Source organism: Streptomyces sp. NPDC048643 (assembly GCF_040650615.1).
Lineage (GTDB): Bacteria > Actinomycetota > Actinomycetes > Streptomycetales > Streptomycetaceae > Streptomyces.
On sequence record NZ_JBEZHO010000052.1, the window covers coordinates 1 to 26,041 of the forward strand.

The following is a 26,041-nucleotide window of genomic DNA, read 5'->3' on the forward strand; positions in this document are numbered from 1 at the left end:
GGCCCTGCCTTCGAAGGCAGGGCCGGGGCCCATGGCGTACAGCTCGTCGTCAGGCGGCCGGGGCCGCTCCGCCGTGGTGTTCGTCGTCGTCCTCCGGGAGCTTGCAGACGCGCTCCAGGAAGAAGCCGGCCGCTATGACGGCGATGCCGGCGACGACGGAGAAGCCGGCGTAGATCGCCTGGTCGCGGCGGGCGGGGACCTCCAGGGACTCCAGGAGGAAGACCCCGGTCCCGCCGTACAGTCCCGCCACCAGGGCGGCGACCAGGGCGCTCGCCTGGCCGAAGACGACCGCGCGGGCCGCCATCAGCGGGTCGACGCCCTTGGCGCCGGGGCGGCGCTCGCGCTGCGCCTTGAGGCGGGCGCGCAGCGACAGGGCCGTCGCGAGGAGGACGATCGCGATCAGGGCGAGCACGATGGGTGCGGCCAGCGGGACCCGGGGGAGCGTGCCCACCGCGGCCCACAGGCGGGCGCCCGCCCAGGACAGCACTCCGGCCACGACGAACACCGCGGCCAGTGTCCTGATGCGCAGCTCTTTCACGATGCCCCTTCGGTAGCCCGTGGGGGCCGGCCCTTGCCGGCCGGCCCGTGGTCGTCCTGACCTTAACGACTACTCGGGCAGCCGGAGTTCCAGGTCCGCACGGGGAGCGACGCCGTCCCGCGTGACCGTGGTGAGGAGCTGGGCGACGGCACCGCGGCCGGGAAGCTGCGCCTCGGGGTCGACGTCGTGCCAGGGAGCGAGGACGAAGGCCCGCTCGTGGGCGCGCGGGTGAGGGAGTGTCAGCACCGGGTCGTCCGAGACGAGGTCGGCGTACGCGACGATGTCCACGTCGATGGTGCGGGGGCCCCAGTGCTCGTCCCGTACGCGGTGGAAGGCCTCCTCGACCGCGTGCGCCCGCTCCAGGAGCGAGGACGGCGGCAGGGTGGTCCGAAGGACCACGACCGCGTTGAAGTACGAGGGCTGGCTGCCCGGTTCGACGCCCCACGGCTCCGTCTCGTAGACGGGGGAGACCGCTTTGACGCGGACGCCGGGGGTGTCCTCCAGGGCGTCGATGGCGCCCTGGAGGGTCTCCAGGCGGTTGCCCAGGTTCGAGCCGAGGGAGATCACGGCGCGCCGGGGGTTCTGCAGCGTCGAGTCGGCGGCGTCCACGCGCTCGACGACCGAGGCGGGCACCGGCTGTACGGTCGGGTCGCTCTGACCCTCGGTGAAGGACGCGGCGGTCATGCTCGGCTCCGGGTGATCGTGACGGTCACGTCGTCGAAGGGGACCGTGATCGGCGCGTCCGGTTTGTGGACGCAGACCTCGACCTCCAGGACCCCGTCGTGCTTGAGGCACGTCTGGGCGATGCGCTCGGCGAGCGTCTCGATGAGGTCGACGGGCTCGCCCTGGACGACGGCGACGACCTCCTCCGCCACGATGCCGTAGTGCACGGTCTTCGCCAGGTCGTCGTCGGCCGCGGCCGGCCGGATGTCCAGGCCCAGCGTCAGGTCCACGATGAAGGTCTGGCCCTCCTCGCGCTCCCTCTGGAAGACGCCGTGGTGCCCGCGGGCCTTGAGGCCGCGCAGCGCGACACGATCCACGCGAATCACTCCTGCAATCGTCGGTAACGGCCGTCGTGCACCGAGTGCGGTCGGCACACCAGCCTCAGGCGAATCTACCTGCGGGCACTGACAGCGTTCGCCCGCGGGGGCGGGCGTCCGGGCGAAGGCGACGAGGCTTCACCGGGCGTTTCCCCTGGGGAACGCGGCGGCTCACGGGTTGGTAGCCGCCCCTACCCCGAGGTGGTGATTCCAACCACTTCTTGGTCCCTGCGGGGCCCATACCCACTCAACCGGCGGTGTCCTCGTCCTCTTCCTCACCGGATTCTGCGAGCACGGGTGAGGCGTGGTGGGACCAGAGCTTCCAGCCCTCGGGGGTACGGCGGAAGACGTTCGTGGCGACGACGAGCTGGCCGACGAGCGGGCCGAGTTCCTCGCCGTCGTCGGGTGCCGGGCCACCGCTGAGGATGTTCTCCGTACAGGTGACGAGCGCGGTGTCGCCGGAGACGGAGACGTGCACGTCGGTGAGGAAGAACTGGATGTACTCCGTGTTCGCCATGATCAGCGCGTACGAGCGGAGGACCTCGCCGCGGCCGTTGAGGACGGGCCAGCCGGGGTGGACGCAGGACACGACCGCGCCCTCGCCCGCGAAGTCGTCGTCGGACGTGTCCAGCGGGGCCAGCCACAGGCCGGAGAGGGCCTCGAAGTCGCCCCGCTCCAGCGCCTCGTAGAAAGCCGTGTTGGCGCCTTCGACCTGCTCGACGTCGGTCTGCGGTGTGCTCACCGGGCTCCCTCTGCGGCCGGACGGCCGGCGGTGCCGGACGGCCCGTCGGTGCGGGCACCCTCGACGGCGCGGGCGACCCGTACGGCGTCGGCGGTGGCCCTGACCTCGTGCACGCGGACCGCCCAGGCGCCGTGCTGGGCGGCGATCGCGGAGACGGCGGCGGTGGCGGCGTCGCGTTCGCGCGCGGGCGGCGGCGCGCCCTTCGGGTCGGCCAGGACGTGGCCGAGGAAACGTTTGCGGGAGGCGGCGACCAGCAGGGGGTGGCCGAGGGTGTTGAGGCGGTCGAGGTGGGCGAGGAGCGCGAGGTCGTGCTCGGGGTCCTTGGAGAAGCCGAGCCCGGGGTCGACGACGATCCGGTCGGCGGCGACACCGGCCTCGATGACGGCCTCCACGCGTGCGTGCAGCTCGTCGACGACTTCGGAGACCACGTCCTCGTACACGCCCTTCACGTTCCCGCCCGCGAGGAAGCCGCGCCAGTGCATGACGACGAAGGGGGCGCCCGCCGCGGCGACGGCCGGGAGCATCGCGGGGTCGGCGAGGCCGCCGCTGACGTCGTTGACGAGGGCCGCTCCGGCGGCGAGGGACTGCTCGGCGACCGAGGCGCGCATGGTGTCCACGGAGACGGTGACGCCCTCGGCGGCGAGGCCGCGGACGACGGGGATGACGCGCTTGAGCTCTTCCGCCTCGTCGACGCGGGTGGCTCCGGGGCGGGTGGACTCGCCGCCCACGTCCACCAGGTCGGCGCCCTCGGCGACCAGGTCGAGGCCGTGCTTGACGGCCGCCGTCGTGTTGAACCAGTGGCCGCCGTCGGAGAAGGAGTCGGGGGTGACGTTCACGACCCCCATGACCGCGCAGCGGTCCCACGTCGGCAGTCCCGCGACTCGCCCGCGCCCGCGCTCAATGCTCATACGCCCAGCCTAGGCCCCTGCCGGACCGGATCGCCCTGACCGGGCACACCGCCCCCCGCCCGTGTGCGGGCGGGGGGCGGCGACGGCTCGGTGTCCGGGCTAGGCGGCTCTGACGTCGCGTTCCGCCGGTGCGTGCGCGCAGGGGCGGGGGGCCCGGGGGCGGCGGCGCAGCAGGCGGGGGAGGGCGAGGTTCACGAAGCCCTCGGCCTGCATGGCGGCGAGGCCGATGCGGGGGAGGTCCCGGGAGGAGGCGTAGACGACGAAGCGCGGCTCCCAGCGGGGGCGGAACTTCGCGTTGAACTTGTACAGGGACTCGATCTGGAACCAGCGGGAGAGGAACACGAGCAGTCCGCGCCAGGCGCGCAGCACGGGCCCGGCGCCGATCTTCTCGCCGCGGGCGAGTGCGGCACGGAACATCGCGAAGTTGAGGGAGACCCGGGTGACGCCGAGGCGGGGGGCCGCCTGGAGCGCGGCCACGATGAGGAGTTCGTTCATGCCGGGGTCGGCAGCGCGGTCGCGGCGCATGAGGTCCAGGGAGACCCCGTCGGTGCCCCACGGGACGAAGTGCAGGACGGCCTTCAGGTCGCCGTACGGTCCCGGCTGGTCGTCGGCCTTGTGGGCGGTGGCGATCAGACAGTCCCCGTCGGAGGGGTCACCGATACGGCCGAGCGCCATGGAGAAACCGCGTTCGGTGTCGGTGCCGCGCCAGTCCTCGGCGGCGCGCCGTATCCGGTCCAGTTCGCCCTCGCCGAGGTCACGGATGCGCCGTACCCGTGTCTCGTAGCCAGCCCGCTCGATGCGCTTCACCATCTGGCGCACGTTCCGCATCGCGCGCCCGGCCAGGGAGAAATCCGCGACATCCACCACCGCCTCGTCCCCCAGTTCGAGGGCGTCGAGGCCGGTTTCGCGGGTCCACACCTCGCCGCCCGTCTCGGAGCAGCCCATGACGGCGGGGGTCCAGGAGTGTGCCCGGGCCTCGTCCATGAAGCGCTCGATGGCGCCGGGCCAGGCCTCCACGTCACCGATGGGGTCGCCGCTGGCGAGCATCACCCCGGAGACCACCCGGTAGGTCACCGCCGCCTTGCCGCTGGGCGAGAAGACGACCGCCTTGTCGCGGCGGAGCGCGAAGTGGCCGAGGGAGTCGCGGCTGCCGTGCCTGTCGAGCAGGGCGCGGAGCCTGACCTCGTCGTCCTCGGTGAGCCGGGCGGCGGGGTGCTCGGGGCGGAAGGCGAGGTAGACAGTGGTGACGGTGGTCAGCCAGCCGAGGGCGCCGAGGGAGAAGGCGACCGTCCAGGAGGTGGGTCCCGCGTAGTCGACGGGGCCCTCGAAGCCGACCAGGCCGTACAGGACGTGGGTGATGCGGTCGGCCAGGCTCGGGTCGCCGATCATGCGGTTCTCGTGGACGCTGACGATGAGGAGACCGAGGACGAGGGAACCGGCGCCCATGAGGACGAAGTTGGCGAGCGCGCGCCACCGGCTGCGCGGATCGGGCAGGGCCGCGAACTCGTCGCGGTGGCGCAGCAGCGGTGCGAGCAGCGCCGCCGAGATGACGACGCCGATCAGCGAGTGCCGGTACGCGAACTGCGCGACGGCGCCCAGCGGGAGCAGGACCACCGCGGCACGCCATGCCCGTCGCTTGCGGCGCCGCAGCCCGTGGGCGAGCAGCAGCAGGAGCACGCCGGCACTGAGCGACAGGGCCGCGGCGAACGGGCCGAACGAGCCGGGCAGCACCTCCGCGAGGGCGTGCATACGGCTGTGACGGAAGCGCGGGAAGACGCCCGCGGCGATGTCCAGGAGACCGACGAGCGTGCAGGCCCTGGCGATCAGGGCGGGGACGGCGTCGGGGCTCGGACCGCGGAGTATGCGCCGCGTTCGGCCTGTTCGGCTCGGAACCTCGCCCGACAATTCCCCATCTATCCTGACAGACATCGCATCCCGTAGTTCTGCGAGAGACCTTGAATCCGGTGCCATTCCGGCATCCGGCGACATTGCGCCCTCTAGGACGGTGTCTTGGGGACACAGGTTCACTCGTCTCCGGAAAGCCGGTTCAAAAGGCAAGGAAAGTCCAGGGCAAGGCCTCGCGAAGGAGCGGGACCGCCTCGGGCGGAAAGCGCGGGCGGAGCAGCTCATGGGTCTCACGAGCAACAAGGTGCTGGTACTGGCGGTCGTGCTCGCCGTACTGCTGTTCGCGGGCACGGTGTGGTGGTGGCCGCGGCTGGCGCGGCGCACCTGGCGGGCCGTCAGCGGACGCGTGGGCCTCCTGCTGGCCACCCAGTTGGCGCTGTTCGCCTGCGTCGGACTCGGCACCAACCAGGCGTTCGGGTTCTACGCCAGCTGGGCCGACCTGCTCGGCCAGGAGCGCGGCCAGGGTGTGGTCGTGGACCACAACGGCGCGCGCGGTGCGGGCGGCGGCCCCCTCCAAGTGGTCGATACGCAGCGGGTGAACATCTCGGGCGGCTCCCGGCCGTGGACCGGCGGCCAGATCCAGAAGATCGACATCGTCGGCCGTACGACCCGGATCGCCACACCCGCGTACGTCTATCTGCCGCCCGAGTACTTCCAGCCGCGCTACCGGACCCGGACGTTCCCCGCCGTCACCGTGCTGACCGGCTATCCGGGGACCGCCGGTGCGCTCGTCAAGGGGCTGCACTACCCGCAGACCGTGAGCCGGCTGGCGAAGAACGGCAGGATCCAGCCGATGATCCTGGTCATGCTGCGGCCGACCGTGGCGCCGCCGAGGGACACCGAGTGCGTGGACGTCCCCGGCGGACCGCAGGCCGAGTCCTTCTTCGCCAGGGACCTGCCCGACGCCGTGTCGGCCCACTACCGGGTCGGCACGAAGCCCGGGAGCTGGGGCGTCATCGGTGACTCGACGGGGGGCTACTGCGCGCTGAAGCTGGCCGTCCACCACCCCGGGGTGTACGCCGCGGGCGCCGGCCTCTCGCCGTACTACAAGGCGCCCATCGACCGTACGACGGGCGACCTCTTCCACGGCGACAGGGGACTGCGCGACAGGGCGGACCTGCGCTGGTACCTGAGGAACCGTCCCGCGCCCGACACCTCACTGCTCGTCAGCAGCAGCAGGATGGGCGAGTCCAACTACAAGGACACCCTGGGCTTCATAGACCTCGTGAAGGCGACCCGGCGGACCCGGATCTCGTCGATCATCCTCGACAGCGGCGGCCACAACTTCAACACGTGGCGGCGGGAGATCCCGGCGGCGCTCCAGTGGATGAGCGGACGGCTGGGCGGCGGCTGAGGCGTGCCGTGCCGCGCGCCGCAGCGGTGTCCCGCGCGGGGTCGTGAGGGGGCGTGAGGGTGCCGTGGGCGGGGGTTGTGACGGGGGCGTGCCCGGGCGGCACGAATTCGGTGACCGGCGCCGAAAAGCCGTCCCGGAGAATTGCCGCCGTCCGCGCCGCCGCCCGCTGATTCCGGTGCGGTGACGGTCCCGGGAAGGGCCGAATTGATCAACGGGCTGGGGAGGCCGGTGGTTTGCGACGGCCCTTGCGGGACAAGGGACACGTCCTGTCGGCGGCCGGTACGCGACAAAGCCTCCGGGGTGGCTGTGTTTTTACCGTGCGGGGCACCACGATTCGCCTACGCGCGGTAAGTTTCTGGCCATGCCACGTGGACGCCACCGCCATTCCCCGCCCTTGCACAGGCTGCTGCCTCCTTCGGCGATCGCCGGCGTGTCGCTCGTCTGTGCCGTGGGGCCCTGGTTGTTCACGGAGCCGGCCGTGCTCCGTGTGCTGGCCGCGGGTGCCGCGGTGACGGCGGTCGCCGGTGCGGTCGTCATGCGCCGCTGGGACACCGCGGCGGGCAAACGCGTCGCCGACCTCACGCGCGCGCGGGCGAGCGACGAGTGGCGTCACGACGAGCGGGTCGCCGAACTGGAGACCGACCTCGACGAGTCGCGCGAGCTGCGGGTGAAGCTGGAGCACAAGCTGCGCGCCAAGCGCACCGAGCTGGCCGGCCTGCGCAACGAACACGCGGCGCTGCTGCGGCGGTACGCGACGGCGGAGACGGAGCGGGCGACCGCCCTGGAGGGCCGCCGGCAGCTCGCCATAGAGGCGTCGGTCCCGACGCGTGCCCTCCCGGCCGCGCGGACCGCTCCCGACGAGACCGCTGCTCCGGAACCCGTCGACCCGGCGGGATTCTTCGGCGTCGCCGACGCTCCGGACACGGAAGGCAGGCGCGAGCGGTCCTCCGACGCGGTGGCGGCCGGGCAGGCCGAGGACGCCGACTCGGCGACGGACGCGCAGGACGACACGAAGGACGCGAGCGACTCCACGACGGCGGAGGCCGACGAGGCCGCGGCGGACGGCGGGACGGCGGCCGGGGACGACGCGTCGTCCGAGGGCACCGCCGACACCACGGATTCCGCTGACGGCACGGATGCGGAGGCCACCGCCGACGCCGACGCCGGCAAGGAGGGTGAGGTCTTCTCGCCCGCCGGTTCGGGGCTGTTCCTGCGGGCGGGCGCCGCGCTGAGCCGGATATCGAGTGGTGGCCCGCAGAAGGAGAGCGCCGAAGCGGCGGCTCCCGGAGCGGTCGCCGTGGCGGAGTCCGACAGCGACACCGATCCCGACGCCGACCCGGACCCCGACGCCGCGCCCGACACGGGCGCGGACGCCGAAGGCGGTACGGAACCGGCGAAGGCCACCTCCCAGGGTGCCGAGCGCGGCGAGTCCGCGCTCGACGCGGCCGTGAAGGACGCGGCGGCCCGCAAGAGCGCGGCGACCCGGCAGCGCACGACCGGCCCGAAGGCCGCGACCACCAACACCGAGCCCCCGAAGGGCGCTTCACGGGCCGGGTCGGCGACACCGCCCGACGCGGGGCCCTCCACCGGATCGGGTCCCGCCACCGGACCCGGCCCGTCCTCGGGCGCCGGCGCGGAGGACGGTGGGGCGCAGGGGAAGCCCGAGGCGGTCGGCGGGCATCAGCGCGCGGCCGCCGAGGCCAAGCCTTCGCCGTCCCGCCCGGCCGCCCGGGCCGCCTCGTCCACCCAGGCCACCCCGGGTTCCTCCGCTCCGTCCGCACCGGAGGCCGCGCCGGCTCCGGCGGCCCGGGCGCACCACCCCGTCAAGCCCGCCGAGCCCGCGAAGCGTTCCGGGCACTTCACCGTTCCGACGGCCGTGGCCGTCGTCCCGCCCACCGCACCGGTGCGACGTCCCTCGGTCGAGGGCGGGTTCGACTTCTTCGGTACGCAGAAGGAGGCCGCCGACGCCGCCGCGATGGAGGCCGTGCAGAACGAGGACCTGGCCGACGTCGTCGGTCAGGAGGCGCTCGCCCTGCACAAGGCGGAGGCGGAGTCGGGGTTCAAGACCGCGAGCGAGGGTTCGCTCGGGGCCGGTCAGGTCATCGACCTGACCGCGCACGACGAGACGGAGCAGATCGACGTGGCGGGGCTGCGGAGCGCGGCTTCCTGAGCCGCTCGCACATCCGAGGCGGCCGACGCGGTGAGGGCAGTGGCACGACGCCACTGCCCTCACCGCTGTCTCCGCCTGGATGGCCCCGGCACGCGCGCGTGGCGCTCTTTTCGCGGCCACGCGCGCGTGCATGCCCATGTCGGAAGCCCCGACGCGTGCATGCCCGTGTCGGAAGCCCCGCTCGAAGACCCGCACGCCGTCACACGCTCCGCCCCGTCAGGCCATCCACCGGTCCGGCCGGGCCTCCCGGCGCCCCGTGCGGGAACGGTCGGCCTGCGCCTGGAGCAGTTCCCTCGCCTCGGTGGTGTCGCGCAGCCGTGCCGTCACCGTCTTGCCCGCGCCCGTGTCGACGTGCACGTCGGCCACTCCCTTGAGCCGCTCCCACGGCCCCTGCGTCAGCCGGACGCTCTGCACCTTCGCGTGCGGGACCAGGGAGAGGCTGCGCCGGAGCAGACCGTGGCGCGCCGCGAAGACCGTGTCGGTGACGGCGAGTCCGTAGCCCCGCCACCAGAACGGCAGGCACCAGCGGGCCCGCCGCGGCGGCCGGTCCAGGGAAGCGGGGACGGTCACCCCGGGCAGCACGGCGGCGATCACGGCCTCGGCCACCTCGCGCGGGGCGACCGGCACGAGGACCGAGTTCGACGACCCCGCCACGTCCAGTTCGACGCGGACCCAGCCGCGGCGCCGCCAGAGCAGCGGCTCGACGATCCGGACGGTCTGCACCCGGCCGGGCGGCACCGTCTCGTGCGTACGGTCGAGGAGCCCGTGGTCGATGCGCAGCCCGTCGGGGGACTCGCCCACCGTCCAGTCGTACTCGCCGACGAAGCGGCCCACGCTGCTCGCGCCCGCCGCGCCGAGCAGCGGGACGCCGGTCGCGAGGACCGTCCACACGCTGTGCGTGGCGAACCACAGCAGCGGCGGTACGACGAGTGCGGCGGCCAGGGAGCCCCAGGTGGCGCCGGTCAGCACCAGGGAGACGGCGAGGACGCCGGGCGGCACGTGCAGCAGTCGCCGCACCGGTGCCTCGCCGACCTCGCGGGCGGCCTCGGGCGTGAACCCGGCCGCGCGGGCGAGGAGCACGGCACGGAGCTTGCGGGCCTCGCCCTCGCCCAGATAGGCCAGTTCGTCCTTCTTGTCCGCCCCGACCACGTCGAGCTTCAGCTTGGCGACGCCCGCGACGCGGGCCAGCAGCGGCTGGGTGACGTCGACGGCCTGGAGCCGGTCGAGCCGGATGTGCGCGGTGCGGCGGAACAACAGCCCCGTACGGATGCGCAGTTCCGTGTCCGTCACCGCGAAGTGGGTGAACCACCAGCTCAGGAAGCCGTACAGGGCGGCGCCCGGCACGATCACGGCGAGCCCGACGAGCAGCGCCGTCGTGGTGAGCCGGGTCAGCTGTTCCTGCGCCTGGTTGGGGTCGTGGACGGCCCAGCCGGCGATCACGGCGACGGGTGCCCAGGCACGGCGGAACGGCGTCACGGGGTGCAGCCGCCGCTCGGACAGCGGCTCCCGTACGCCCACGGAGCCCTCGTCCGGCAGCGCGGTCGCCGCGGACGGACTCCCTGGCACGACGGGCGGGGGCCCCGAGGGGCCCGGGGAGGCCGTGCTCACAGGCCCGCCGATCGGGCCTCGCCGAGTTCGGTCAGCCGGTCGCGCAGCCGCTCCGCCTCGGCCGGGTCGAGCCCGGGGATGCAGGCGTCGGTCGCCGCGGCCGCCGTGTGCAGCTGCACGCTGGCGAGCCCGAAGTGCCGCTCGACCGGCCCGGAGGTCACCTCGACCAGCTGCATGCGCCCGTACGGCACCACGGTCTCCTCGCGCCACAGCACGCCCCGGCTGATCAGCAGGTCGTCGGCGCGCTCGGCATACCGCCAGGAGCGCCAGTTGCGGCCCAGCATGCGCCAGCCCCACCCGGCCAGGGCGAGCGGGAGCAGTGCGAACAGGGCCCAGCCGGTGCCCGCGAACACGCCGAGGAGCACTCCGACGGCGACCGTCAGCAGCCCCAGCCACACCACCAGCAGCAGCCGGCGCATCCGCAGCAGCCCCCGAGGCAGTCCCGTCCAGACCGGCTCGGGCGTCGCGTTCTCGGCCGTCTGCGTGCTCCCCGTCTCCATGGGGCAAGCGTACGTACGACAGACTGTGTCCATGACTCCCACGACGGAGACCATGGTCGGTATCGGCGGCGCCGCGGAGAGCACCGACATGGTGCTCAACATCGGCCCCCAGCACCCGTCCACGCACGGCGTGCTCCGACTGAAGCTCGTGCTCGACGGCGAGCGGATCCAGCACGCGGAGCCGGTCGTCGGCTACATGCACCGCGGCGCGGAGAAGCTCTTCGAGGCGCGCGACTACCGCCAGATCATCATGCTGGCCAACCGCCACGACTGGCTGTCCGCCTTCTCGAACGAGCTGGGCGTCGTCCTCGCCGTGGAGCGGATGCTCGGTATGGAGGTGCCCGCGCGCGCGGTGTGGACCCGCACGCTCCTCGCCGAGCTGAACCGCGTCCTCAACCACCTGATGTTCCTGGGGTCCTACCCCCTGGAGCTGGGCGGGATCACCCCGATCTTCCACGCCTTCACGGAGCGCGAGGAACTGCAGCACGTCATGGAGGAGATCTCCGGCGGGCGCATGCACTACATGTTCAACCGGGTCGGCGGCCTCAAGGAGGACCTCCCGGCCGGATGGGCCACCCGCGCGCGTGCCTCGGTCGCCGCGCTGCGCTCGCGGATGGGCGTGTACGACGACCTGGTGCTCGGCAACGAGATCTTCCGGGGGCGGACCCGCGGTGTGGGCACCCTCTCCGCGGAGGCCGTGCACGCCTACGGAGTGAGCGGTCCCGTCGCGCGCGCCTCCGGTGTGGACTTCGACCTGCGCCGTGACGAGCCCTATCTCGCGTACGGCGAGCTGCGGGACACCCTGCGGGTCGTCACCCGGCAGGAGGGCGACTGCCTGGCCCGCTTCGAATGCCTCCTGGAGCAGACGCACGTCTCCCTGGACCTCGCGGACGCCTGCCTGGACCGGCTCGCCGAGCTGCCGCCCGGGCCGATCAACCAGCGGCTGCCCAAGGTCCTGAAGGCACCCGAGGGACACACGTACGCGTGGACCGAGAACCCGCTGGGCATCAACGGCTACTACCTCGTCAGCAAGGGCGAGAAGACGCCGTACCGGCTGAAGCTGCGGTCCGCGTCCTACAACAACATCCAGGCGCTCACCGAGCTGCTGCCCGGCACGCTGGTCGCCGACATGGTGGCGATCCTCGGGTCACTGTTCTTCGTCGTCGGGGACATCGACAAGTAGCGCCCCGAAGGGGTCGCCGCCCGCCGGGACGCCTTCGGGAGTGTCCCGGAGGCCGACGGGACGGATCAGCCAGCCGAAGTCGCCGAGGCCGCCCGGCGCGGTGAGTTCCGCCGCCGCCCCGGCACCCGCGAGGGCACGGACGTAGCCGGCGGGGTCCGTCGACGCGAGCGTGAGCGGAGGGCGTGCGCCGCTCACGCCCAGCGCCCGAAGCGCCGCGCGCTGCGTCGTCACGTGGCCTCCGGTCCGGGCGCACGCGTCCAGCGCCACATGGGCGGTGATGTCGCACGAACCGTCCGGCACCGGCGCCGTCTCCCGTCCGTCGCGGAACCCGGTGAGGGTCCCGAAGGGCGGCCGCCGTCCGTCGAAGTGGGCGTAGTCGACGGCGACCGCGAGCCCCCGGTCGAGCGAGGCCACCGCGTCGGCCCAGGCCAGGTCCCGGGGCAGCCCGATCTCGGCACGGGAGCCTTCGGAGGGGGCGGAGGACGGCGGCCACCACCAGGTGCGCAGCCACTCCGCGTCCGCGCCGTCGACGGGCTCCCCGAGGCGTTCGGAGCCGTCGTCGCCCACGAGGACCAGCCGCGGCACCCCCTCCGCGTCCGCCTCGGCCACGTCGACCGGCACGTTGTCCAGCCACTCGTTGGCGAAGAGCAGCCCGGTGATCCCGCGCGGCGGCTCGGCGAGCCAGGTGATCCGGGCGTCCAGACCGGCGGGACGGCCGGCGCGCTCGACCGCGTACGCGCGCACGCGGGCCGCCACCTCGGCGGGGAGAGTGGCGAGGACCCCGGCCGCCAGCTCGCCGCGGCCGGCCGCCATGTCGACGAACGCCAGCTCCCCGGGCCGGCCGAGTGCCGCGTCGAGACGGCACAGCAGCCGCGCCACGGCCGCCGCGAAGAGCGGGGACGCGTGCACCGAGGTCCGGAAGTGCCCCGCGGGCCCCTCGGGCCTGCGGTAGAAGCCGGCGGGCCCGTACAGCGCCTCGTGTGTCGCCTCGCGCCACCCGCGCCACCGGCCGTTCGCCCTGAGGCCTGTCGTCGCTGTCACCGGCCCACACTAAGCGCCGGGTACGGGAGGGCCTCCACCTTGGGGAGTACGAGGGGCGGTCCCGGATCGGTCCTCCGGTTGACCCCTGCACACTGCACGCTTCCCTACTCTGGGTTACGTGCAGCGCCTCTATGACTTTCTCCGCAGGCACCCGACATGGGTCGACAGCTTCTGGGCCGTCGCCCTGCTCGGGATCACCGGCGTGAACATCGTCAGTGTCGACGGGGCAGCGGACCACCACGGGTCGATCGCCGAGTCGCTGCCCATCGCCTTCTTCCTGTGCGTGGCGGTCGCGCTGCGCCGCCGGATGCCGGAGAAGATGCTCGTCCTGGCCGCGGCCATGGGCTTCGTGCAGCTCGTCGTCGACGTCGAGGTGATGACCGCCGACTTCGCGATGCTGGTGATCATCTACACGGTCGCCGCGGACGGCGCGCGCTGGGCCTCGCGGTTCGCGCTGGTCGGCGGCCTGTGCGCGGGCACGCTCGCGCAGCTCCGCTGGCCGGCGAACGAGTCGGGCGCCCTGGGCGGCGTCCTCATAGCGATCTTCCAGACCGTCCCGTTCGCGCTCGCCTGGGTGCTCGGCGACTCGATCCGCACCCGCCGGGCCTACCTCGCCCAGCTGGAGGAGCGCGCGGCCCGGCTGGAGAAGGAGCGGGAGGCGCAGGCCAAGGTGGCGGTCGCCGCCGAGCGTGCCCGGATCGCCCGTGAGCTGCACGACGTCGTCGCGCACAACGTCTCGGTGATGGTGGTCCAGGCCGACGGCGCCGCATACGTCATGGACAGCGCCCCGGACCAGGCCAGGAAGGCCCTGGAGACCATCTCCGGGACCGGCCGCCAGGCGCTGGCCGAGATGCGCCGCCTGCTCGGCGTCCTGCGCACCGGCGAGCACCAGGAGGTCGGCGAGTACGTGCCGCAGCCCGACGTCGAGCAGCTCGACGACCTCATCGAGCAGTGCCGCGCCTCCGGCCTCCCCGTCGACTTCAAGGTGGAGGGCACCCCGCGCCCGTTGCCCAGCGGCGTGGAGCTGACGGCGTACCGCATCGTGCAGGAGGCGCTCACCAACACGCGCAAGCACGGGGGGCCGAACGCGGGGGCCAGTGTCCGCCTGGTCTACTTCGACGACGGCCTCGGCCTGCTCGTCGAGGACGACGGCAAGGGCGCGCCCCACGAGCTGTACGAGGACGGGGGCGCCGACGGGCAGGGCCACGGCCTGATCGGCATGCGGGAGCGCATCGGCATGGTCGGCGGCACCCTGGACGCGGGGCCGCGGCCGGGTGGAGGCTTCCGCATCAGCGCCCTGCTGCCGCTCAAACCGGCCCACTGACACCTGTACACACACTTGATCCGTAGGTTGATGCGTACGGTGATCCGTACGAAGTGAAAGGACCCCGATGGCGATCCGCGTGATGCTCGTCGACGACCAGGTGCTGCTGCGCACCGGCTTCCGGATGGTGCTCGCCGCCCAGCCGGACATGGAGGTCGTGGCCGAGGCGGGCGACGGCGTCGAGGCCCTCCAGGTGCTGAGCGCCACCGCGGTCGACGTGGTGCTGATGGACGTCCGCATGCCGAAGCTGGACGGCGTGGAGACGACCCGCCGCATCTGCTCGGACCCGAACCCGCCGAAGGTGCTGATCCTCACCACCTTCGACCTCGACGAGTACGCCTTCTCCGGGCTCAAGGCGGGCGCCTCCGGATTCATGCTCAAGGACGTGCCGCCCGGCGAGCTGCTCGCCGCCATCCGGTCCGTGCACAGCGGTGACGCGGTGGTCGCGCCGTCGACCACGCGGCGGCTGCTCGACCGGTTCGCGCCGATGCTGCCCAACACGGGCAAGGAGCCGCAGCACAAGGGCCTGGAGCGGCTCACCGAGCGGGAGCGCGAGGTGATGATCCTCGTCGCGCAGGGACTGTCGAACGGCGAGATCGCGGCGCGCCTCGTCCTCTCCGAGGCCACCGTGAAGACCCACGTGGGGCGCATCCTCACGAAACTGGGGCTGCGCGACCGGGTCCAGGTCGTCGTGCTGGCCTACGAGACGGGCCTGGTCCGGGCCGGCGGGCTCGGCTGATCCGTACGGCGCCCGGGACCTGAGGCGTGACCGGGGCGTGACCGGCGCCCACTAGGGTCTGCGCATGCTCCTGTGGATCAACGGCCCCTTCGGTGGCGGCAAGACACAGACCGCACACGAGATCCAGCGCCGGCTGCCCGGCAGTGTCATCTGCGACCCGGAACATCCCGGCTTCGGTCTGCGCCGGATGCTGCCGCCCGAACTGCGCGGCGACTTCCAGGACTTGGCGTCCTGGCGGCAGGGTGTCGTCGAGGTGCTCGACCTCGCGCTCGGCAAGCACGACGGTGTGGTCATCGCGCCCATGACGGTGACCGATCCGCGGTACTTCGCGGAGACGGTCGGCCGCCTTCGCGAACTGGGCCACGACGTACGGCACTTCACGCTGCTGGCCGAGCGGGAGACCGTACTGGCGCGGCTGCGTGAGCGTGGCTTCGGGCGGCTGCTGCGGTACGTCGCCGGGAGGGACGCCCCGCTGCGGCGCGAGAGTTGGGCCGTGGAACAGCTCGACCACTGCCTGGAGCGGCTGCGCGAACCGGACTTCGCCGAGCATCTGTGGACCGACCAGGCGACGGTCGCGAGGACCGCCGACCGGATCGCGGTGCTCGCGGGACTGGCGCTCACGCCGAACCGCGACGGACTCGTCCGCGGGCGCCTGCGGCGTGCGTGGACGAGCGCGCGCCACATCCGGTTCGACTGACCCCCGGCGCCCGTCCGCGCCGTCCTTCCGCCCGCCCACCGGCGGGCGGCCCTACCGCAGCAGGCCTTCCAGGAAGTCGCTGCCCAGCCGGGCCACCACGCCGACGTCGAGCTGGTGCAGCACGTACCGGCCGCGCCGCCGGGTGGTGATCAGGCCCGCCTTCTTCAGCACGCTCAGGTGCCGGGATATCTCCGGCGCGGTCACGCCGTGCACGTGCGCCAGCTCCCCGGTGGTGTACGCGCTGCGGGCCAGGTGACGGCAGATGCGCATCCGGACCGGGTGCGAGAGGGCGGTCATGCGCAGGGTGAGCTGTTCCACCGAGGGCGGGACGGCGAGGTCGGGGGAGCTGACGGGGTAGTGCAGCACGGGCTGCCACCGGTACCGGTGCAGGACCATCAGGTGCGGGCGGCCGAGGCTGGTGGGGACGAGGAGCAGACCGCCGTCCGCCGTGACCGTGTGTCCCTCGGTCAGCTTGTCGACGACGATGTGCCCGGCCGTCTCGTCCAGCGACAGCGCGGAGGAGACGGAGGACAGCGCCTCGGCCAGGCCCCTGCGGCGGAGCAGCTCGGTCCGGTGACGGGCCTCGGCGGCCAGCGGGTGCCGCAGCCGGGACCAGGTCTCGGCGAAGAAGGCCTCGTCGCAGTCCTCCAGGAACTGCCGCAGCCAGGCCCGGACGCCGGGTGGGTCCGCCAGCAGCCGCTCGGTGAACCGCGTCTGCTGCGGGCCGCGCGAGGCGGCCAGGTCGACGGCCCTGCGGCGCACCTCGGGGTCGGTGAGGGCGTGCGGTCCCGCGGAGCTGTACGCCAGCGCGGCGGTGAACTCCAGGGCCGCGTCCACGAACTGCTCGTCGGTGAGCTTGTCCAGCAGGTCCAGGTCCTCGGCGAGCGTCATCCCCGGCAGGGTGGCCCCGCCGGGGATGCCCGCGCACGGCAGGAACAGGTCCGAGAACGTCGTACGCCACAGGAAGTCCGCCTCGCACATGCGGTCCGCGAGGTGCGGGTCGAGCCCGGCGGTCACGCCGGTCACCCAGCCCTGGAGCCCGGGGTGGTGGGCCGGCTCCGCGAGCGCGTGCAGCGCCATGCCCAGCTCGGCCAGCGGGGACGGCACGAAACTGATCCGCTCCGGCCGCAGCCCGCCGATGTCGATACGCACGCTCATGCCCCCATGGTGCACCCCGCCACCGACACCGGCCGCCGTCGATCGACCGCAGCCGTCAACCGACGCGACACCCGCGGTGATCAGGCGCAACCTGGGATGACCACGGCACTTCGCGCGGGCCTTCGGATCCCGTCACCGTCCCGAGAGGCGATCCGTCATGAGCATCACCCAGCAGTACCTCCTGGACACCTACCGGGCCGCGCAGCACGCTGAGCCCGCCCCTCCGGCGCCGGGAACCCACGACGCCGAGACCGTGCCCGAGCTGCGGGAGTACCGGCGCTTCCGGGCGGTCGTGGCCGGGCGTCCGGCGCGGGGGCGGATCCGGGGCGCCCTGGGCCGGTGGCTGCACGCGGGACGCCACCACCCGGCCTGCTGAGCCCCGGATCGGCCGTGGCCGATCCGGGACAGCGCCGGGCAACCGCGTCACGAACCCGCGGGCAGCCGCTTCACGAACTCGCGGACGGCCGCCTTCACGTCGTCCGCCGTCCACTCCAGGCCCGGCTCGGCGACGGTGACCTCGGTGAGTGAGAGGCCCGGGCCGCCGGGCGACCAGCCCTGGCCGAACAGGCCCGTCCGCGTCTCCTCGGTCTGCAGCAGCGCCGCGTCCCCGAGGACGTCCGGGTCGTACGGCAGCCAGACCTGGAACTGGTGGGTGTGCGGCACCTCCGGGTGGACGCGGGCCCACGGCACCCCCGCCTCGGCGAGTCCCTCGCGCAGGGCGGTGGCCACCACGCGCGCGTGGGCGACGTACTCCGGCAGCCGGGGCAGCTCCCGCTCCAGGCCGACCAGGGCGGACAGGACGGTCGGGAACTGCTGGATGATCATGCCGCCGTAGCGGTGCCGCCAGGTCTTCGCCTCGTCGACGAGGGTCCTGGGGCCGGCGATCGCCGCGCCGCCGAAGCCGTCGAGGGACTTGTAGAACGACACGTACACGCTGTCCGCGAGGCCCGCGATCTCGTCGAGGGGGCGGCCGAAGTGCGGGGTGCACTCCCAGAGGCGGGCCCCGTCGAAGTGGACCACCGCGTCCCGTTCGCGGGCGGCCTCCACGACCTCGGTCAGCTCCTCCCAGCCGGGCAGGACGAAACCGGCGTCCCTGAGGGGCAGTTCCAGGAGCAGCGCGCCGAACGGCTCGGGGAAGTCCCGTACCTCCTCGGCGGTCGGCATCCGCGACTCGTCCGTCAGACGCACCGTGCGCAAGCCGCTGACCTGGCTGAACGCATGGCGCTCATGGACTTCCGGGTGGTTGAGGGCGTGCAGGGCCACCGTGGGGTTCCCGGTGCGGCCCGCCCAGCAGCGCAGCGCGACCTGCTGGGCCATGGTGCCGGTCGGGAAGAACGCCGCCGCCTCCTTGCCCAGCAGCCCGGCGACGCGCTCCTCCAGGGCCTCGACGATGCCGTCGCCGTACATGTCGACCCGCCCGTCGAGGTCGTACGCCTCCTCGGCGGCCTCGCTCAGCCACGCCAGGCGCTCACGGAGCGTCTGCTGGTAGCTGGGCCGCCACAGCACCCGTTCCGCCGTCTTCCAGGCGAGCGCGCGCCGCTCGAACCGCTCCTTGGGAGACAGCCGCGCCGCCTCTTCCCCGACCTGCTCCGCAGGCTCCGTACCGGCCTCTGCCGCCCTGTCGCTCATCCCTGGATGATGTCCTGAGCCTGCCCGGCCGGTCATCTCGAATTTTCCGCACGCCCCTGACCTGCGCAGATCGTGTTCGCGCGGTGGGTGGAACGGCGAGTCGGACGGTCCGCGGGCACCCACAGCCTGTGGACGACCGGACGCCCGCCGAGGCAATCGCGTTAACATGACGAGAAATCGTCCGGTACCCCGAGCGGACTGGAACGGAAGGCCGCCGTCGAGTGAGTACATTCCCGCAGTCAGAGCCCAAGGACCGCCCCGCGCGGCTCGCCGTCGGCGTCGTCGGCGCGGGCCGTGTCGGCCCCGCGCTCGCCGCGGCCCTCCAGCTCGCCGGGCACCGCCCGGTGGCCGTCTCGGGCGTCTCGGACGCCTCCCGGCGCCGCGCCGCGCAGCTGCTGCCCGACGTGCCGCTGCTCTCCCCGGCGCAGGTCCTGGAGCGCTCCGAACTGGTGCTGCTGACCGTCCCGGACGACGCCCTGCCCGGTCTCGTCGAGGGACTCGCCGAGACCGGCGCCGTCCGCCCCGGCCAGCTCGTCGTGCACACCTCCGGCCGGTACGGCGCGCGCGTCCTCGACCCGGTCCTCAGGGCGGGCGCCCTGCCGCTCGCCCTGCACCCCGCGATGACCTTCACCGGCACCGCCGTGGACGTCCAGCGGCTCGCCGGCTGCTCCTTCGGGGTCACCGCGCCCGACGAGCTGCGGCTGGCCGCCGAGGCCCTGGTGATCGAGATGGGCGGCGAGCCCGAGTGGATCGCCGAGGAGTCCCGGCCGCTCTACCACGCCGCCCTCGCGCTCGGCGCGAACCACCTGGTGACCCTGGTCGCCGAGTCCATGGAGCTGCTGCGCACCGCCGGTGTCGAGGCCCCGGACCGGATGCTCGGCCCGCTGCTGGGCGCCGCGCTGGACAACGCCCTGCGATCGGGCGACGCGGCCCTCACCGGACCCGTCGCGCGCGGTGACGCCGGGACGGTCGCCGCGCACGTCGCCGAACTGCGCGAGCACGCCCCGCAGACCGTCGCCGGCTATCTCGCGATGGCCCGCGCGACCGCCGACCGCGCGCTCGCCCACGGACTGCTCAAGCCGGAACTCGCCGAGGACCTCCTGGGGGTACTCGCCAACGGAGCGGACGGGACCCAGGGGACCGAGGGAGACACCCGATGACCACAGCCCTGCTGCGCACCGCCGACGAGCTGCACGCGCGCGCCCGCACCGGCCGCCGCGCCGTCGTCATGACGATGGGCGCCCTCCACGAGGGCCACGCCACCCTGGTCCGCACCGCCCGCGAGATCGCGGGCGACGACGGCGAGGTCGTCGTGACCGTCTTCGTGAACCCCCTCCAGTTCGGGCAGGGCGAGGATCTCGACCGCTACCCGCGCACCCTCGACGCCGACCTGAAGATCGCCGAACTGGCCGGTGCGGACGTCGTGTTCGCGCCCTCCGTGGACGAGGTATACCCCGGCGGCGAACCGCAGGTCCGGATCTCCGCCGGGCCGATGGGCGAGCGCCTGGAGGGCTCCGCACGGCCGGGACACTTCGACGGCATGCTCACCGTCGTCGCCAAGCTCCTGCACCTCACCCGCCCGGACGCCGCGCTGTTCGGGCAGAAGGACGCCCAGCAGCTCGCGCTGATCCGGCGCATGGTCCGCGACCTGAACTTCGGCGTGGACGTCGTCGGCGTGCCCACCGTGCGCGAGGAGGACGGCCTCGCCCTCTCCAGCCGCAACCGCTACCTGGCACAGGCCGAGCGGCGCACCGCGCTCGCCCTCTCGCAGGCCCTGTTCGCGGGGCGCGACCGGCACGCCGCGCAGGAGGCGCTGCGCGCCCGGGCCCGCGAGGTGCCCGCCACCCGCGCGCGTGCCGAGGCCCTCAGCGCCCTGGGCGAGTCCCGGGCCGCGGCCGACGCGCACGCCGTCGCGAAGGCCGCCCCCGGCGGACCCGTCGGGGTCCGCTCGGCCGCGCGGCTCGTCCTCGACGAGGCGGCCCGCATGAACCCGCCGCTGACCCTGGACTACCTCGCCCTCGTCGACCCGTCCGACTTCAGCGACATCCAGGACGACTTCACCGGCGAGGCGGTCCTCGCCGTCGCCGCCCGGGTCGGGACGACCCGGCTGATCGACAACATCCCCCTCACCTTCGGAGCCGCCTCGTGACCGGCAAAGGCACAGGTTCAGACACCGCTACGGGCACCTGCATACGCCTGCACGCGCCCGCTCCCGGCTGGGCCCTCACCGCGGACGTCGTGGTCGTGGGCTCCGGCGTCGCCGGGCTGACCACGGCCCTGCGCTGCGAGGCCGCGGGGCTGCGCACCGTCGTCGTCACCAAGGCCCGCCTCGACGACGGCTCCACCCGCTGGGCGCAGGGCGGCATCGCCGCGGCCCTCGGCGACGGCGACACCCCCGAGCAGCACCTCGACGACACCCTCGTCGCGGGCGCCGGGCTGTGCGACGAGGAAGCGGTCCGCATCCTCGTCACCGAGGGCCCCGACGCCGTCCGCCGGCTCATCGCGACCGGCGCCCACTTCGACGAGTCCTCCGAGGGTGGCCTCGAACTCACCCGCGAGGGCGGTCACCACCGCCGGCGCATCGCGCACGCGGGCGGCGACGCCACGGGTGCCGAGATCTCCCGGGCCCTCGTCGAGGCGGTCCGCGCGCGCGGGCTGACCACGGTGGAGAACGCGCTCGTCCTCGACCTCCTCACGGACGCCGAGGGCCGCACCGCGGGCGTCACCCTGCACGTCATGGGAGAGGGCCAGCACGACGGCGTGGGCGCCGTGCACGCCCCCGCCGTGGTCCTCGCCACCGGCGGCATGGGCCAGGTCTACTCCGCGACCACCAACCCGTCCGTCTCCACGGGCGACGGCGTGGCCCTCGCCCTGCGCGCGGGCGCCGAGGTCTCCGACCTCGAATTCGTCCAGTTCCACCCGACGGTGCTGTTCCTCGGGGCCGACGCGGAGGGACAGCAGCCGCTGGTCTCCGAGGCGGTCCGCGGCGAGGGCGCCCACCTGGTCGACGCGGACGGCGTGCGCTTCATGGTCGGCCAGCACGAACTGGCCGAGCTGGCGCCCCGCGACATCGTCGCCAAGGGCATCATGCGCCGCATGCAGGAGCAGGACGCCGAGCACATGTTCCTCGACGCCCGGCACTTCGGCGCCGAGATGTGGGAGCACCGCTTCCCGACCATCCTCGCCGCCTGCCGCGCCCACGGCATCGACCCCGTGACCGAGCCCGTCCCGGTGGCCCCGGCCGCCCACTACGCCTCCGGAGGCGTGCGGACCGACGCCCGCGGCCACACCACCGTTCCCGGCCTGTACGCGTGCGGCGAGGTCGCCTGCACCGGCGTCCACGGCGCCAACCGGCTCGCCTCCAACTCGCTGCTGGAAGGCCTGGTCTACGCCGAGCGCATCGCCGCCGACATCACGGCGAGCCACGCCGCGAACGGCCTGCACGCGCGCGTGCCCGAGCCCGTCCCGCACCCCGAGAAGCCCGCGCACCCGCTGCTCGCCTCCGAGGCCCGGTTCGCGATCCAGCGGATCATGACCGACGGCGCCGGCGTGCTGCGCTCCGCCGAGTCCCTCGCGACCGCGGCCGAGCAGCTCCAGCGGCTGCACAGCGAGGCGCGGGACGCCCTCGACGAGAACGGCAAGACCTCCGAGCCGGGCGTCGACACCTGGGAGGCGACCAACCTGCTGTGCGTGGGCCGCGTCCTGGTCGCCGCCGCCCTCCTGCGCGAGGAGACCCGCGGCTGCCACTGGCGCGAGGACCACGCGGACCGGGACGACACGGACTGGCGCCGCCACATCGTCGTACGGCTGAATCCCGACCGGACACTCGCGGTCCGGACCACCGATACCGCAGACTTCCCCCCGACGACCCGGCAGCCTCGTCAGGCGCCCCCGTCCCGTCCCCAGGAGCAGTGACCGAAGTGAGCACCCCCGACCTTCCCCTCGTCCAGAGCGGCGGCTGCGGCGACGGCTGCGGCTGCGGCGCCGAAACGGACGAGGAGTACCTGGAGTGCGGCCTCGACCCCGCGCTCGCCCAGCTCCTCGCCGACGCCGGACTCGACCCCCTCGAGGTCGAGGACATCGCCAACGTGGCGATCCAGGAGGACCTCGACCACGGGGTGGACGTGACGAGCGTCGCGACCGTCTCCGAGGACGCCGTGTCCACCGGTGACTTCACCGCCCGGGACGCGGGCGTCGTCGCGGGCCTGCGGGTCGCCGAGGCCGTGCTCTCGGTGGTCTGCACGGACGAGTTCGAGGTCGAGCGGCACGTCGAGGACGGCGAGCGCGTCGAGGCCGGCCAGACCCTGCTCAGCGTCACCACCCGCACCCGCGACCTGCTGACGGCCGAGCGCAGCGCGCTGAACATCCTGTGCCGCCTGTCCGGCATCGCGACCGCCACGCGCGCGTGGGCGGACGCCCTGGAGGGCACCACGACCCGCGTGCGGGACACCCGCAAGACGACGCCGGGCCTGCGCTCGCTGGAGAAGTTCGCCGTGCGCTGCGGCGGCGGCGTGAACCACCGCATGTCCCTCTCGGACGCCGCGCTGGTCAAGGACAACCACGTGGTCGCCGCGGGCGGCGTGGCCCAGGCCTTCAAGGCCGTGCGGGAGGCCTTCCCGGACCTCGCGATCGAGGTCGAGGTCGACACCCTGGGGCAGCTGCGCGACGTCGTGGACGCGGGCGCCGACCTGATCCTTCTGGACAACTTCACGCCCGCCGAGTGCGCGGAGGCCGTGGGCGTCGTCGAGGGCCGTGCCCTCCTGGAGGCGTCCGGCCGGCTCACTCTCGCCGACGCCGGGGCGTACGCGAAGACGGGCGTCGACTTCCTGGCCGTGGGCGCGCTCACGCACTCCTCGCCGATCCTGGACATCGGCCTCGACCTGCGAGCGGCGGAGTAACCCCGGCCATGCTGCTGACCATCGACGTAGGCAACACCCACACGGTCCTCGGTCTCTTCGACGGGGAGGAGATCGTCGAGCACTGGCGCATCTCCACCGACTCGCGCCGCACCGCCGACGAGCTCGCCGTGCTGCTCCAGGGCCTCATGGGCATGCACCCGCTGCTCGGCGAGGAGCTCGGCGACGGCATCGACGGCATCGCGATCTGCGCCACCGTCCCGTCCGTGCTGCACGAGCTGCGCGAGGTGACGCGGCGCTACTACGGCGATGTCCCCGCCGTCCTCGTCGAGCCCGGCGTCAAGACCGGCGTGCCGATCCTCACGGACAACCCGAAGGAGGTCGGCGCCGACCGGATCATCAACTCCGTGGCGGCCGTCGAGCTCTACGGGGGCCCGGCGATCGTCGTCGACTTCGGCACGGCGACCACGTTCGACGCGGTCAGCGCGCGGGGCGAGTACATCGGCGGTGTCATCGCCCCCGGCATCGAGATCTCCGTCGAGGCGCTCGGCGTCCGGGGCGCGCAGCTCCGCAAGATCGAGGTGGCCCGGCCGCGCGCGGTGATCGGCAAGAACACCGTCGAGGCCATGCAGTCCGGGATCATCTACGGGTTCGCCGGCCAGGTCGACGGGGTCGTGAACCGCATGGCGCGCGAGCTCGCGGACGACCCCGAGGACGTCACCGTCATCGCCACGGGCGGCCTCGCTCCCATGGTCCTCGGCGAGTCCTCGGTGATCGACGAGCACGAACCGTGGCTGACCCTGATCGGTCTGCGCCTGGTCTACGAGCGCAACGTCTCCCGCATGTGAGCCCCCGGGGTCCGGCCACCCGCCGGACCCCGGCATCGCCGGGAACTCCTTCGGAATTGTCGGGTCTCTTCAGCGCCCCTTACCGAATACGACTTCTTCGGCATCCGCGACGACGCCGCGCACGATGTGTTCCCGGTGTCCCCTCGCTGTCGTTCTCGCGGACTTCTCCGGAGAGTTCCCGCTGACTCGCACTCCGGTGTTCTTCGGTGACCGCTCCCGAACGAGGCGCGCCACATTTCTTTCGCTATGCGGCTTTTGTCTTATTAGCGCGTATCGTCGCCGCATGCCTACGCCCTACGGATCCCACGGCGGCATGGCGTTCGGTGCGGAGGAGCTGCGTGTGCTCCGTCGCGCTCTCGCCCTTGCCCTGCACCCCAGTCCCGTCTCGGCCGAGGACGTCCAGGACTGCCTCCGCCTCGCCGAGTCCGTCGACGAGGCGCTCCGCGAGGGGGTCAGACTCCGGGCCTTCCTGCTGGCGGACCTCGCCCGGTACCGCGCCGCGCTGCCGGGCACCGCCGGCGGCTACCTCGTCCTCCTGGAGGAGGTCCTCGCGGCCGGCTACCGGCCGAACCCCGACGACCTCGCCGCGCTCCGCGCGCTGCGCGGCAACCCCACCGCGGCCGCCCTGCTGGACCGCTGCCGGGTCCTCGCCGAACAGGACGTGCGGGCCCGGCTCGCGGGCCGCTCGGTCGCCGCGGTCCCGTCGGTACCGTCGTCCCGCACCCGGCTGCTGGCGCTGCCCGGAGGCCGGGCCGCCGACCGGCCGGAGAAGAAGGCCGAGCCGAAGCCGCCGTCGCGGCCGCCCGCCAGGACCCCGGGCACGGACCGCCCCATCCCCACTCCGGGTGAGGTCTTCCCGCCGCGCCGCAAGTCCGGACCGCCCCCGTCGAACCCTCCGCAGCACCTCGCGGCGGGCTGACACCGGTCGCCGACCCCGAGGGATCGGCATGGCGCCCCCTGGCTACTCTGGAGGCATGGACTATGTCTCCGCGCTCGTGCCCCCCGTCGTGATGGCCGTCTTCTTCATCGGGCTCATCGTGACGATCGTGAAGACCCAGGGCGGCGCCAACAAGGCCAAGGAGGACGCGGCCGTCGACGCCGTCCTCGCGCGCGCGGAGAGCGCCCAGCAGGCCTCGGGCCCCAAGGACGCCGGGGTCTGACCCCTCCGGGGCGCCGCCCCCGCGGAGTCCCCGCCCGGGGGCTCCGCGGCGCACGGGTGCCCTGACGCGTACCGCGCCCTCCACGGCGTACGACTCGGACGTTTCATGTGTTTCATACGTTCTTCGAGTCGTACGCCCTTTTTGTTGACTCTCTCCCACTATTGTTCTGGACTGTGCCTCGCCCATTGGGAGAACTCGAAGACTCGGTCATGACGCGGGTGTGGAAGTGGAACCGCCCGGTGACCGTTCGGGAAGTCCTGGAAGACCTTCAACAGGAACGGTCCATCGCGTACACCACGGTGATGACCGTTTTGGACAATCTCCATCAGAAGGGCTGGGTCCGCCGCGAGGCGGAAGGCCGGGCCTATCGATATGAAGCGGTCTCCACGCGAGCCGCCTACTCCGCCGCCCTGATGAACGACGCCTGGTCGCAGAGCGACAACCCGGCAGCCGCTCTCGTCGCGTTCTTCGGGATGATGAGCGAGGAACAACGGGTCGCGCTCAGGGATGCCGTACGCATGGTGCAAGGGCCCGAACTACCCGAACCCCCGGGTTCCGAAGCCGCCGAAAGGCCGGGGGCGGCCGAGCCCTCCCAGGAGAACCCCGCCGCCCACGAGGACGGCTCCGGGCGATAGCGTCCG

At 73.3% G+C, this 26,041-nt stretch carries 26 protein-coding genes; 15 read left to right on the forward strand and 11 right to left on the reverse strand.

Translation table 11 applies throughout. From position 1 onward, the window contains the following. Positions 1-49: 49 nt before the first annotated feature. The 6 genes from AB0C62_RS34430 to AB0C62_RS34455 form a co-directional block, all read right to left on the reverse strand. Positions 50-538, reverse strand: coding sequence for a DUF3180 domain-containing protein (locus AB0C62_RS34430; protein WP_362980009.1), 489 nt, complete (start codon positions 536-538; stop codon positions 50-52). Between the two features lie 69 nt (positions 539-607). Then, positions 608-1,222: a 2-amino-4-hydroxy-6-hydroxymethyldihydropteridine diphosphokinase gene (folK, locus tag AB0C62_RS34435; protein ID WP_362980011.1), complete on the reverse strand. Its 615-nt coding sequence runs from the start codon at positions 1,220-1,222 to the stop codon at positions 608-610. Continuing rightward, positions 1,219-1,578 (reverse strand): dihydroneopterin aldolase, encoded by a 360-nt coding sequence (gene folB, locus AB0C62_RS34440; RefSeq protein WP_164372926.1) that lies wholly within the window; start codon positions 1,576-1,578, stop codon positions 1,219-1,221. The genes folK and folB overlap by 4 nt, the downstream gene beginning before the upstream one ends. Positions 1,579-1,825: 247 nt before the next feature. Further along, the gene (locus AB0C62_RS34445; protein ID WP_362980013.1) at positions 1,826-2,320 is read right to left on the reverse strand and encodes a nuclear transport factor 2 family protein; all 495 of its coding nucleotides are present in this window, start codon (positions 2,318-2,320) and stop codon (positions 1,826-1,828) included. Next, a complete protein-coding gene (gene folP, locus AB0C62_RS34450; RefSeq protein ID WP_362980015.1) occupies positions 2,317-3,228 on the reverse strand; it encodes a dihydropteroate synthase in 912 nt (303 codons plus the stop codon). The genes AB0C62_RS34445 and folP overlap by 4 nt, the downstream gene beginning before the upstream one ends. A gap of 99 nt (positions 3,229-3,327) precedes the next feature. Then, on the reverse strand, positions 3,328-5,133 hold the full coding sequence (locus AB0C62_RS34455; protein WP_362980017.1) for a phosphatidylglycerol lysyltransferase domain-containing protein: 1,806 nt from the start codon (positions 5,131-5,133) through the stop codon (positions 3,328-3,330). 223 nt (positions 5,134-5,356) lie between these two features. On the opposite strand from AB0C62_RS34455, the gene AB0C62_RS34460 reads away from it, so the two are divergent. Both AB0C62_RS34460 and AB0C62_RS34465 read left to right on the forward strand, forming a co-directional pair. Continuing rightward, a complete protein-coding gene (locus AB0C62_RS34460) occupies positions 5,357-6,487 on the forward strand; it encodes an alpha/beta hydrolase-fold protein (RefSeq protein WP_362980019.1) in 1,131 nt (376 codons plus the stop codon). Between the two features lie 478 nt (positions 6,488-6,965). Beyond that, complete coding sequence (locus AB0C62_RS34465; RefSeq protein WP_362980021.1) at positions 6,966-8,657, forward strand: hypothetical protein; 1,692 nt, start codon at positions 6,966-6,968, stop codon at positions 8,655-8,657. Between the two features lie 216 nt (positions 8,658-8,873). Here the strand turns inward: AB0C62_RS34465 and AB0C62_RS34470 are convergent, their stop codons facing one another. Together AB0C62_RS34470 and AB0C62_RS34475 are read right to left on the reverse strand one after the other, a co-directional pair. Beyond that, positions 8,874-10,193 (reverse strand): PH domain-containing protein, encoded by a 1,320-nt coding sequence (locus tag AB0C62_RS34470; protein WP_362980095.1) that lies wholly within the window; start codon positions 10,191-10,193, stop codon positions 8,874-8,876. 68 nt (positions 10,194-10,261) lie between these two features. Continuing rightward, on the reverse strand, positions 10,262-10,765 hold the full coding sequence (locus tag AB0C62_RS34475; RefSeq protein ID WP_362980023.1) for a PH domain-containing protein: 504 nt from the start codon (positions 10,763-10,765) through the stop codon (positions 10,262-10,264). A gap of 31 nt (positions 10,766-10,796) precedes the next feature. Here AB0C62_RS34475 and AB0C62_RS34480 point away from each other — a divergent pair, with 31 nt between their 5' ends. Continuing rightward, the gene (locus AB0C62_RS34480; protein WP_362980025.1) at positions 10,797-11,948 is read left to right on the forward strand and encodes an NADH-quinone oxidoreductase subunit D; all 1,152 of its coding nucleotides are present in this window, start codon (positions 10,797-10,799) and stop codon (positions 11,946-11,948) included. Here the strand turns inward: AB0C62_RS34480 and AB0C62_RS34485 are convergent. Next, the gene (locus tag AB0C62_RS34485; RefSeq protein WP_362980027.1) at positions 11,913-12,989 is read right to left on the reverse strand and encodes an SAM-dependent methyltransferase; all 1,077 of its coding nucleotides are present in this window, start codon (positions 12,987-12,989) and stop codon (positions 11,913-11,915) included. The two genes, AB0C62_RS34480 and AB0C62_RS34485, sit on opposite strands and share 36 nt — an antisense overlap. Before the next feature lie 118 nt (positions 12,990-13,107). On the opposite strand from AB0C62_RS34485, the gene AB0C62_RS34490 reads away from it, so the two are divergent. The 3 genes from AB0C62_RS34490 (at position 13,108) to AB0C62_RS34500 (ending at position 15,749) form a co-directional block, all read left to right on the forward strand. After that, positions 13,108-14,313, forward strand: a complete 1,206-nt coding sequence (locus tag AB0C62_RS34490) for a sensor histidine kinase (protein ID WP_362980029.1) — start codon at positions 13,108-13,110, stop codon at positions 14,311-14,313. A gap of 67 nt (positions 14,314-14,380) precedes the next feature. Continuing rightward, entirely contained in the window at positions 14,381-15,052 is a 672-nt protein-coding gene (locus AB0C62_RS34495; protein ID WP_081218619.1) for a response regulator transcription factor, read from the forward strand. Between the two features lie 64 nt (positions 15,053-15,116). Then, positions 15,117-15,749: an AAA family ATPase gene (locus AB0C62_RS34500; protein WP_362980031.1), complete on the forward strand. Its 633-nt coding sequence runs from the start codon at positions 15,117-15,119 to the stop codon at positions 15,747-15,749. Positions 15,750-15,800: 51 nt separating this feature from the next. Here AB0C62_RS34500 and AB0C62_RS34505 read toward each other — a convergent pair whose 3' ends face one another. After that, positions 15,801-16,907 (reverse strand): DUF5937 family protein, encoded by a 1,107-nt coding sequence (locus AB0C62_RS34505; RefSeq protein WP_362980033.1) that lies wholly within the window; start codon positions 16,905-16,907, stop codon positions 15,801-15,803. Positions 16,908-17,064: 157 nt separating this feature from the next. On the opposite strand from AB0C62_RS34505, the gene AB0C62_RS34510 reads away from it, so the two are divergent. Next, positions 17,065-17,283, forward strand: a complete 219-nt coding sequence (locus tag AB0C62_RS34510) for a hypothetical protein (protein ID WP_362980035.1) — start codon at positions 17,065-17,067, stop codon at positions 17,281-17,283. A gap of 47 nt (positions 17,284-17,330) precedes the next feature. On the opposite strand, the gene AB0C62_RS34515 is transcribed toward AB0C62_RS34510, so the two are convergent. Beyond that, the gene (locus AB0C62_RS34515; protein ID WP_362980037.1) at positions 17,331-18,536 is read right to left on the reverse strand and encodes a beta-eliminating lyase-related protein; all 1,206 of its coding nucleotides are present in this window, start codon (positions 18,534-18,536) and stop codon (positions 17,331-17,333) included. Positions 18,537-18,757: 221 nt separating this feature from the next. Here AB0C62_RS34515 and AB0C62_RS34520 point away from each other — a divergent pair, with 221 nt between their 5' ends. The 8 genes from AB0C62_RS34520 to AB0C62_RS34555 all read left to right on the forward strand — a co-directional run bounded on the left by AB0C62_RS34520 (position 18,758) and on the right by AB0C62_RS34555 (position 26,035). After that, positions 18,758-19,696 carry a DUF2520 domain-containing protein gene (locus AB0C62_RS34520; RefSeq protein ID WP_362980039.1) on the forward strand — a complete coding sequence of 313 codons (939 nt, stop codon included), beginning with the start codon at positions 18,758-18,760 and terminating at the stop codon, positions 19,694-19,696. After that, a complete protein-coding gene (gene panC / locus AB0C62_RS34525) occupies positions 19,693-20,685 on the forward strand; it encodes a pantoate--beta-alanine ligase (protein WP_362980041.1) in 993 nt (330 codons plus the stop codon). The genes AB0C62_RS34520 and panC overlap by 4 nt, the downstream gene beginning before the upstream one ends. Beyond that, positions 20,682-22,451 (forward strand): L-aspartate oxidase, encoded by a 1,770-nt coding sequence (locus tag AB0C62_RS34530; protein WP_362980043.1) that lies wholly within the window; start codon positions 20,682-20,684, stop codon positions 22,449-22,451. Before panC ends, AB0C62_RS34530 begins: the two co-directional genes overlap by 4 nt. 5 nt (positions 22,452-22,456) lie before the next feature. Continuing rightward, positions 22,457-23,434: a carboxylating nicotinate-nucleotide diphosphorylase gene (nadC, locus tag AB0C62_RS34535; protein WP_362980045.1), complete on the forward strand. Its 978-nt coding sequence runs from the start codon at positions 22,457-22,459 to the stop codon at positions 23,432-23,434. 8 nt (positions 23,435-23,442) lie between these two features. Then, complete coding sequence (locus AB0C62_RS34540) at positions 23,443-24,240, forward strand: type III pantothenate kinase (RefSeq protein ID WP_164372942.1); 798 nt, start codon at positions 23,443-23,445, stop codon at positions 24,238-24,240. A 283-nt stretch (positions 24,241-24,523) separates the two neighbouring features. Further along, positions 24,524-25,159: a hypothetical protein gene (locus AB0C62_RS34545; RefSeq protein WP_362980047.1), complete on the forward strand. Its 636-nt coding sequence runs from the start codon at positions 24,524-24,526 to the stop codon at positions 25,157-25,159. A gap of 55 nt (positions 25,160-25,214) precedes the next feature. Beyond that, positions 25,215-25,400 carry a hypothetical protein gene (locus AB0C62_RS34550; protein WP_266847580.1) on the forward strand — a complete coding sequence of 62 codons (186 nt, stop codon included), beginning with the start codon at positions 25,215-25,217 and terminating at the stop codon, positions 25,398-25,400. Between the two features lie 173 nt (positions 25,401-25,573). After that, a complete protein-coding gene (locus tag AB0C62_RS34555; protein WP_362980049.1) occupies positions 25,574-26,035 on the forward strand; it encodes a BlaI/MecI/CopY family transcriptional regulator in 462 nt (153 codons plus the stop codon). The last annotated feature ends 6 nt before the right edge of the window (positions 26,036-26,041 follow it).

What these genes read in the sequence shown, in the direction of transcription:
- folK (WP_362980011.1), bottom strand. Translation starts at nt 1,222, where the DNA reads ATGACCGCCGCGTCCTTCACCGAGGGTCAGAGCGACCCGACCGTACAG.
- folP (WP_362980015.1), bottom strand. Translation starts at nt 3,228, where the DNA reads ATGAGCATTGAGCGCGGGCGCGGGCGAGTCGCGGGACTGCCGACGTGG.
- AB0C62_RS34460 (WP_362980019.1), top strand. Translation starts at nt 5,357, where the DNA reads ATGGGTCTCACGAGCAACAAGGTGCTGGTACTGGCGGTCGTGCTCGCC.
- AB0C62_RS34475 (WP_362980023.1), bottom strand. Translation starts at nt 10,765, where the DNA reads ATGGAGACGGGGAGCACGCAGACGGCCGAGAACGCGACGCCCGAGCCG.
- AB0C62_RS34480 (WP_362980025.1), top strand. Translation starts at nt 10,797, where the DNA reads ATGACTCCCACGACGGAGACCATGGTCGGTATCGGCGGCGCCGCGGAG.
- AB0C62_RS34495 (WP_081218619.1), top strand. Translation starts at nt 14,381, where the DNA reads ATGGCGATCCGCGTGATGCTCGTCGACGACCAGGTGCTGCTGCGCACC.
- AB0C62_RS34500 (WP_362980031.1), top strand. Translation starts at nt 15,117, where the DNA reads ATGCTCCTGTGGATCAACGGCCCCTTCGGTGGCGGCAAGACACAGACC.
- AB0C62_RS34505 (WP_362980033.1), bottom strand. Translation starts at nt 16,907, where the DNA reads ATGAGCGTGCGTATCGACATCGGCGGGCTGCGGCCGGAGCGGATCAGT.
- AB0C62_RS34510 (WP_362980035.1), top strand. Translation starts at nt 17,065, where the DNA reads ATGAGCATCACCCAGCAGTACCTCCTGGACACCTACCGGGCCGCGCAG.
- AB0C62_RS34515 (WP_362980037.1), bottom strand. Translation starts at nt 18,536, where the DNA reads ATGAGCGACAGGGCGGCAGAGGCCGGTACGGAGCCTGCGGAGCAGGTC.
- panC (WP_362980041.1), top strand. Translation starts at nt 19,693, where the DNA reads ATGACCACAGCCCTGCTGCGCACCGCCGACGAGCTGCACGCGCGCGCC.
- AB0C62_RS34540 (WP_164372942.1), top strand. Translation starts at nt 23,443, where the DNA reads ATGCTGCTGACCATCGACGTAGGCAACACCCACACGGTCCTCGGTCTC.
- AB0C62_RS34545 (WP_362980047.1), top strand. Translation starts at nt 24,524, where the DNA reads ATGCCTACGCCCTACGGATCCCACGGCGGCATGGCGTTCGGTGCGGAG.
- AB0C62_RS34550 (WP_266847580.1), top strand. Translation starts at nt 25,215, where the DNA reads ATGGACTATGTCTCCGCGCTCGTGCCCCCCGTCGTGATGGCCGTCTTC.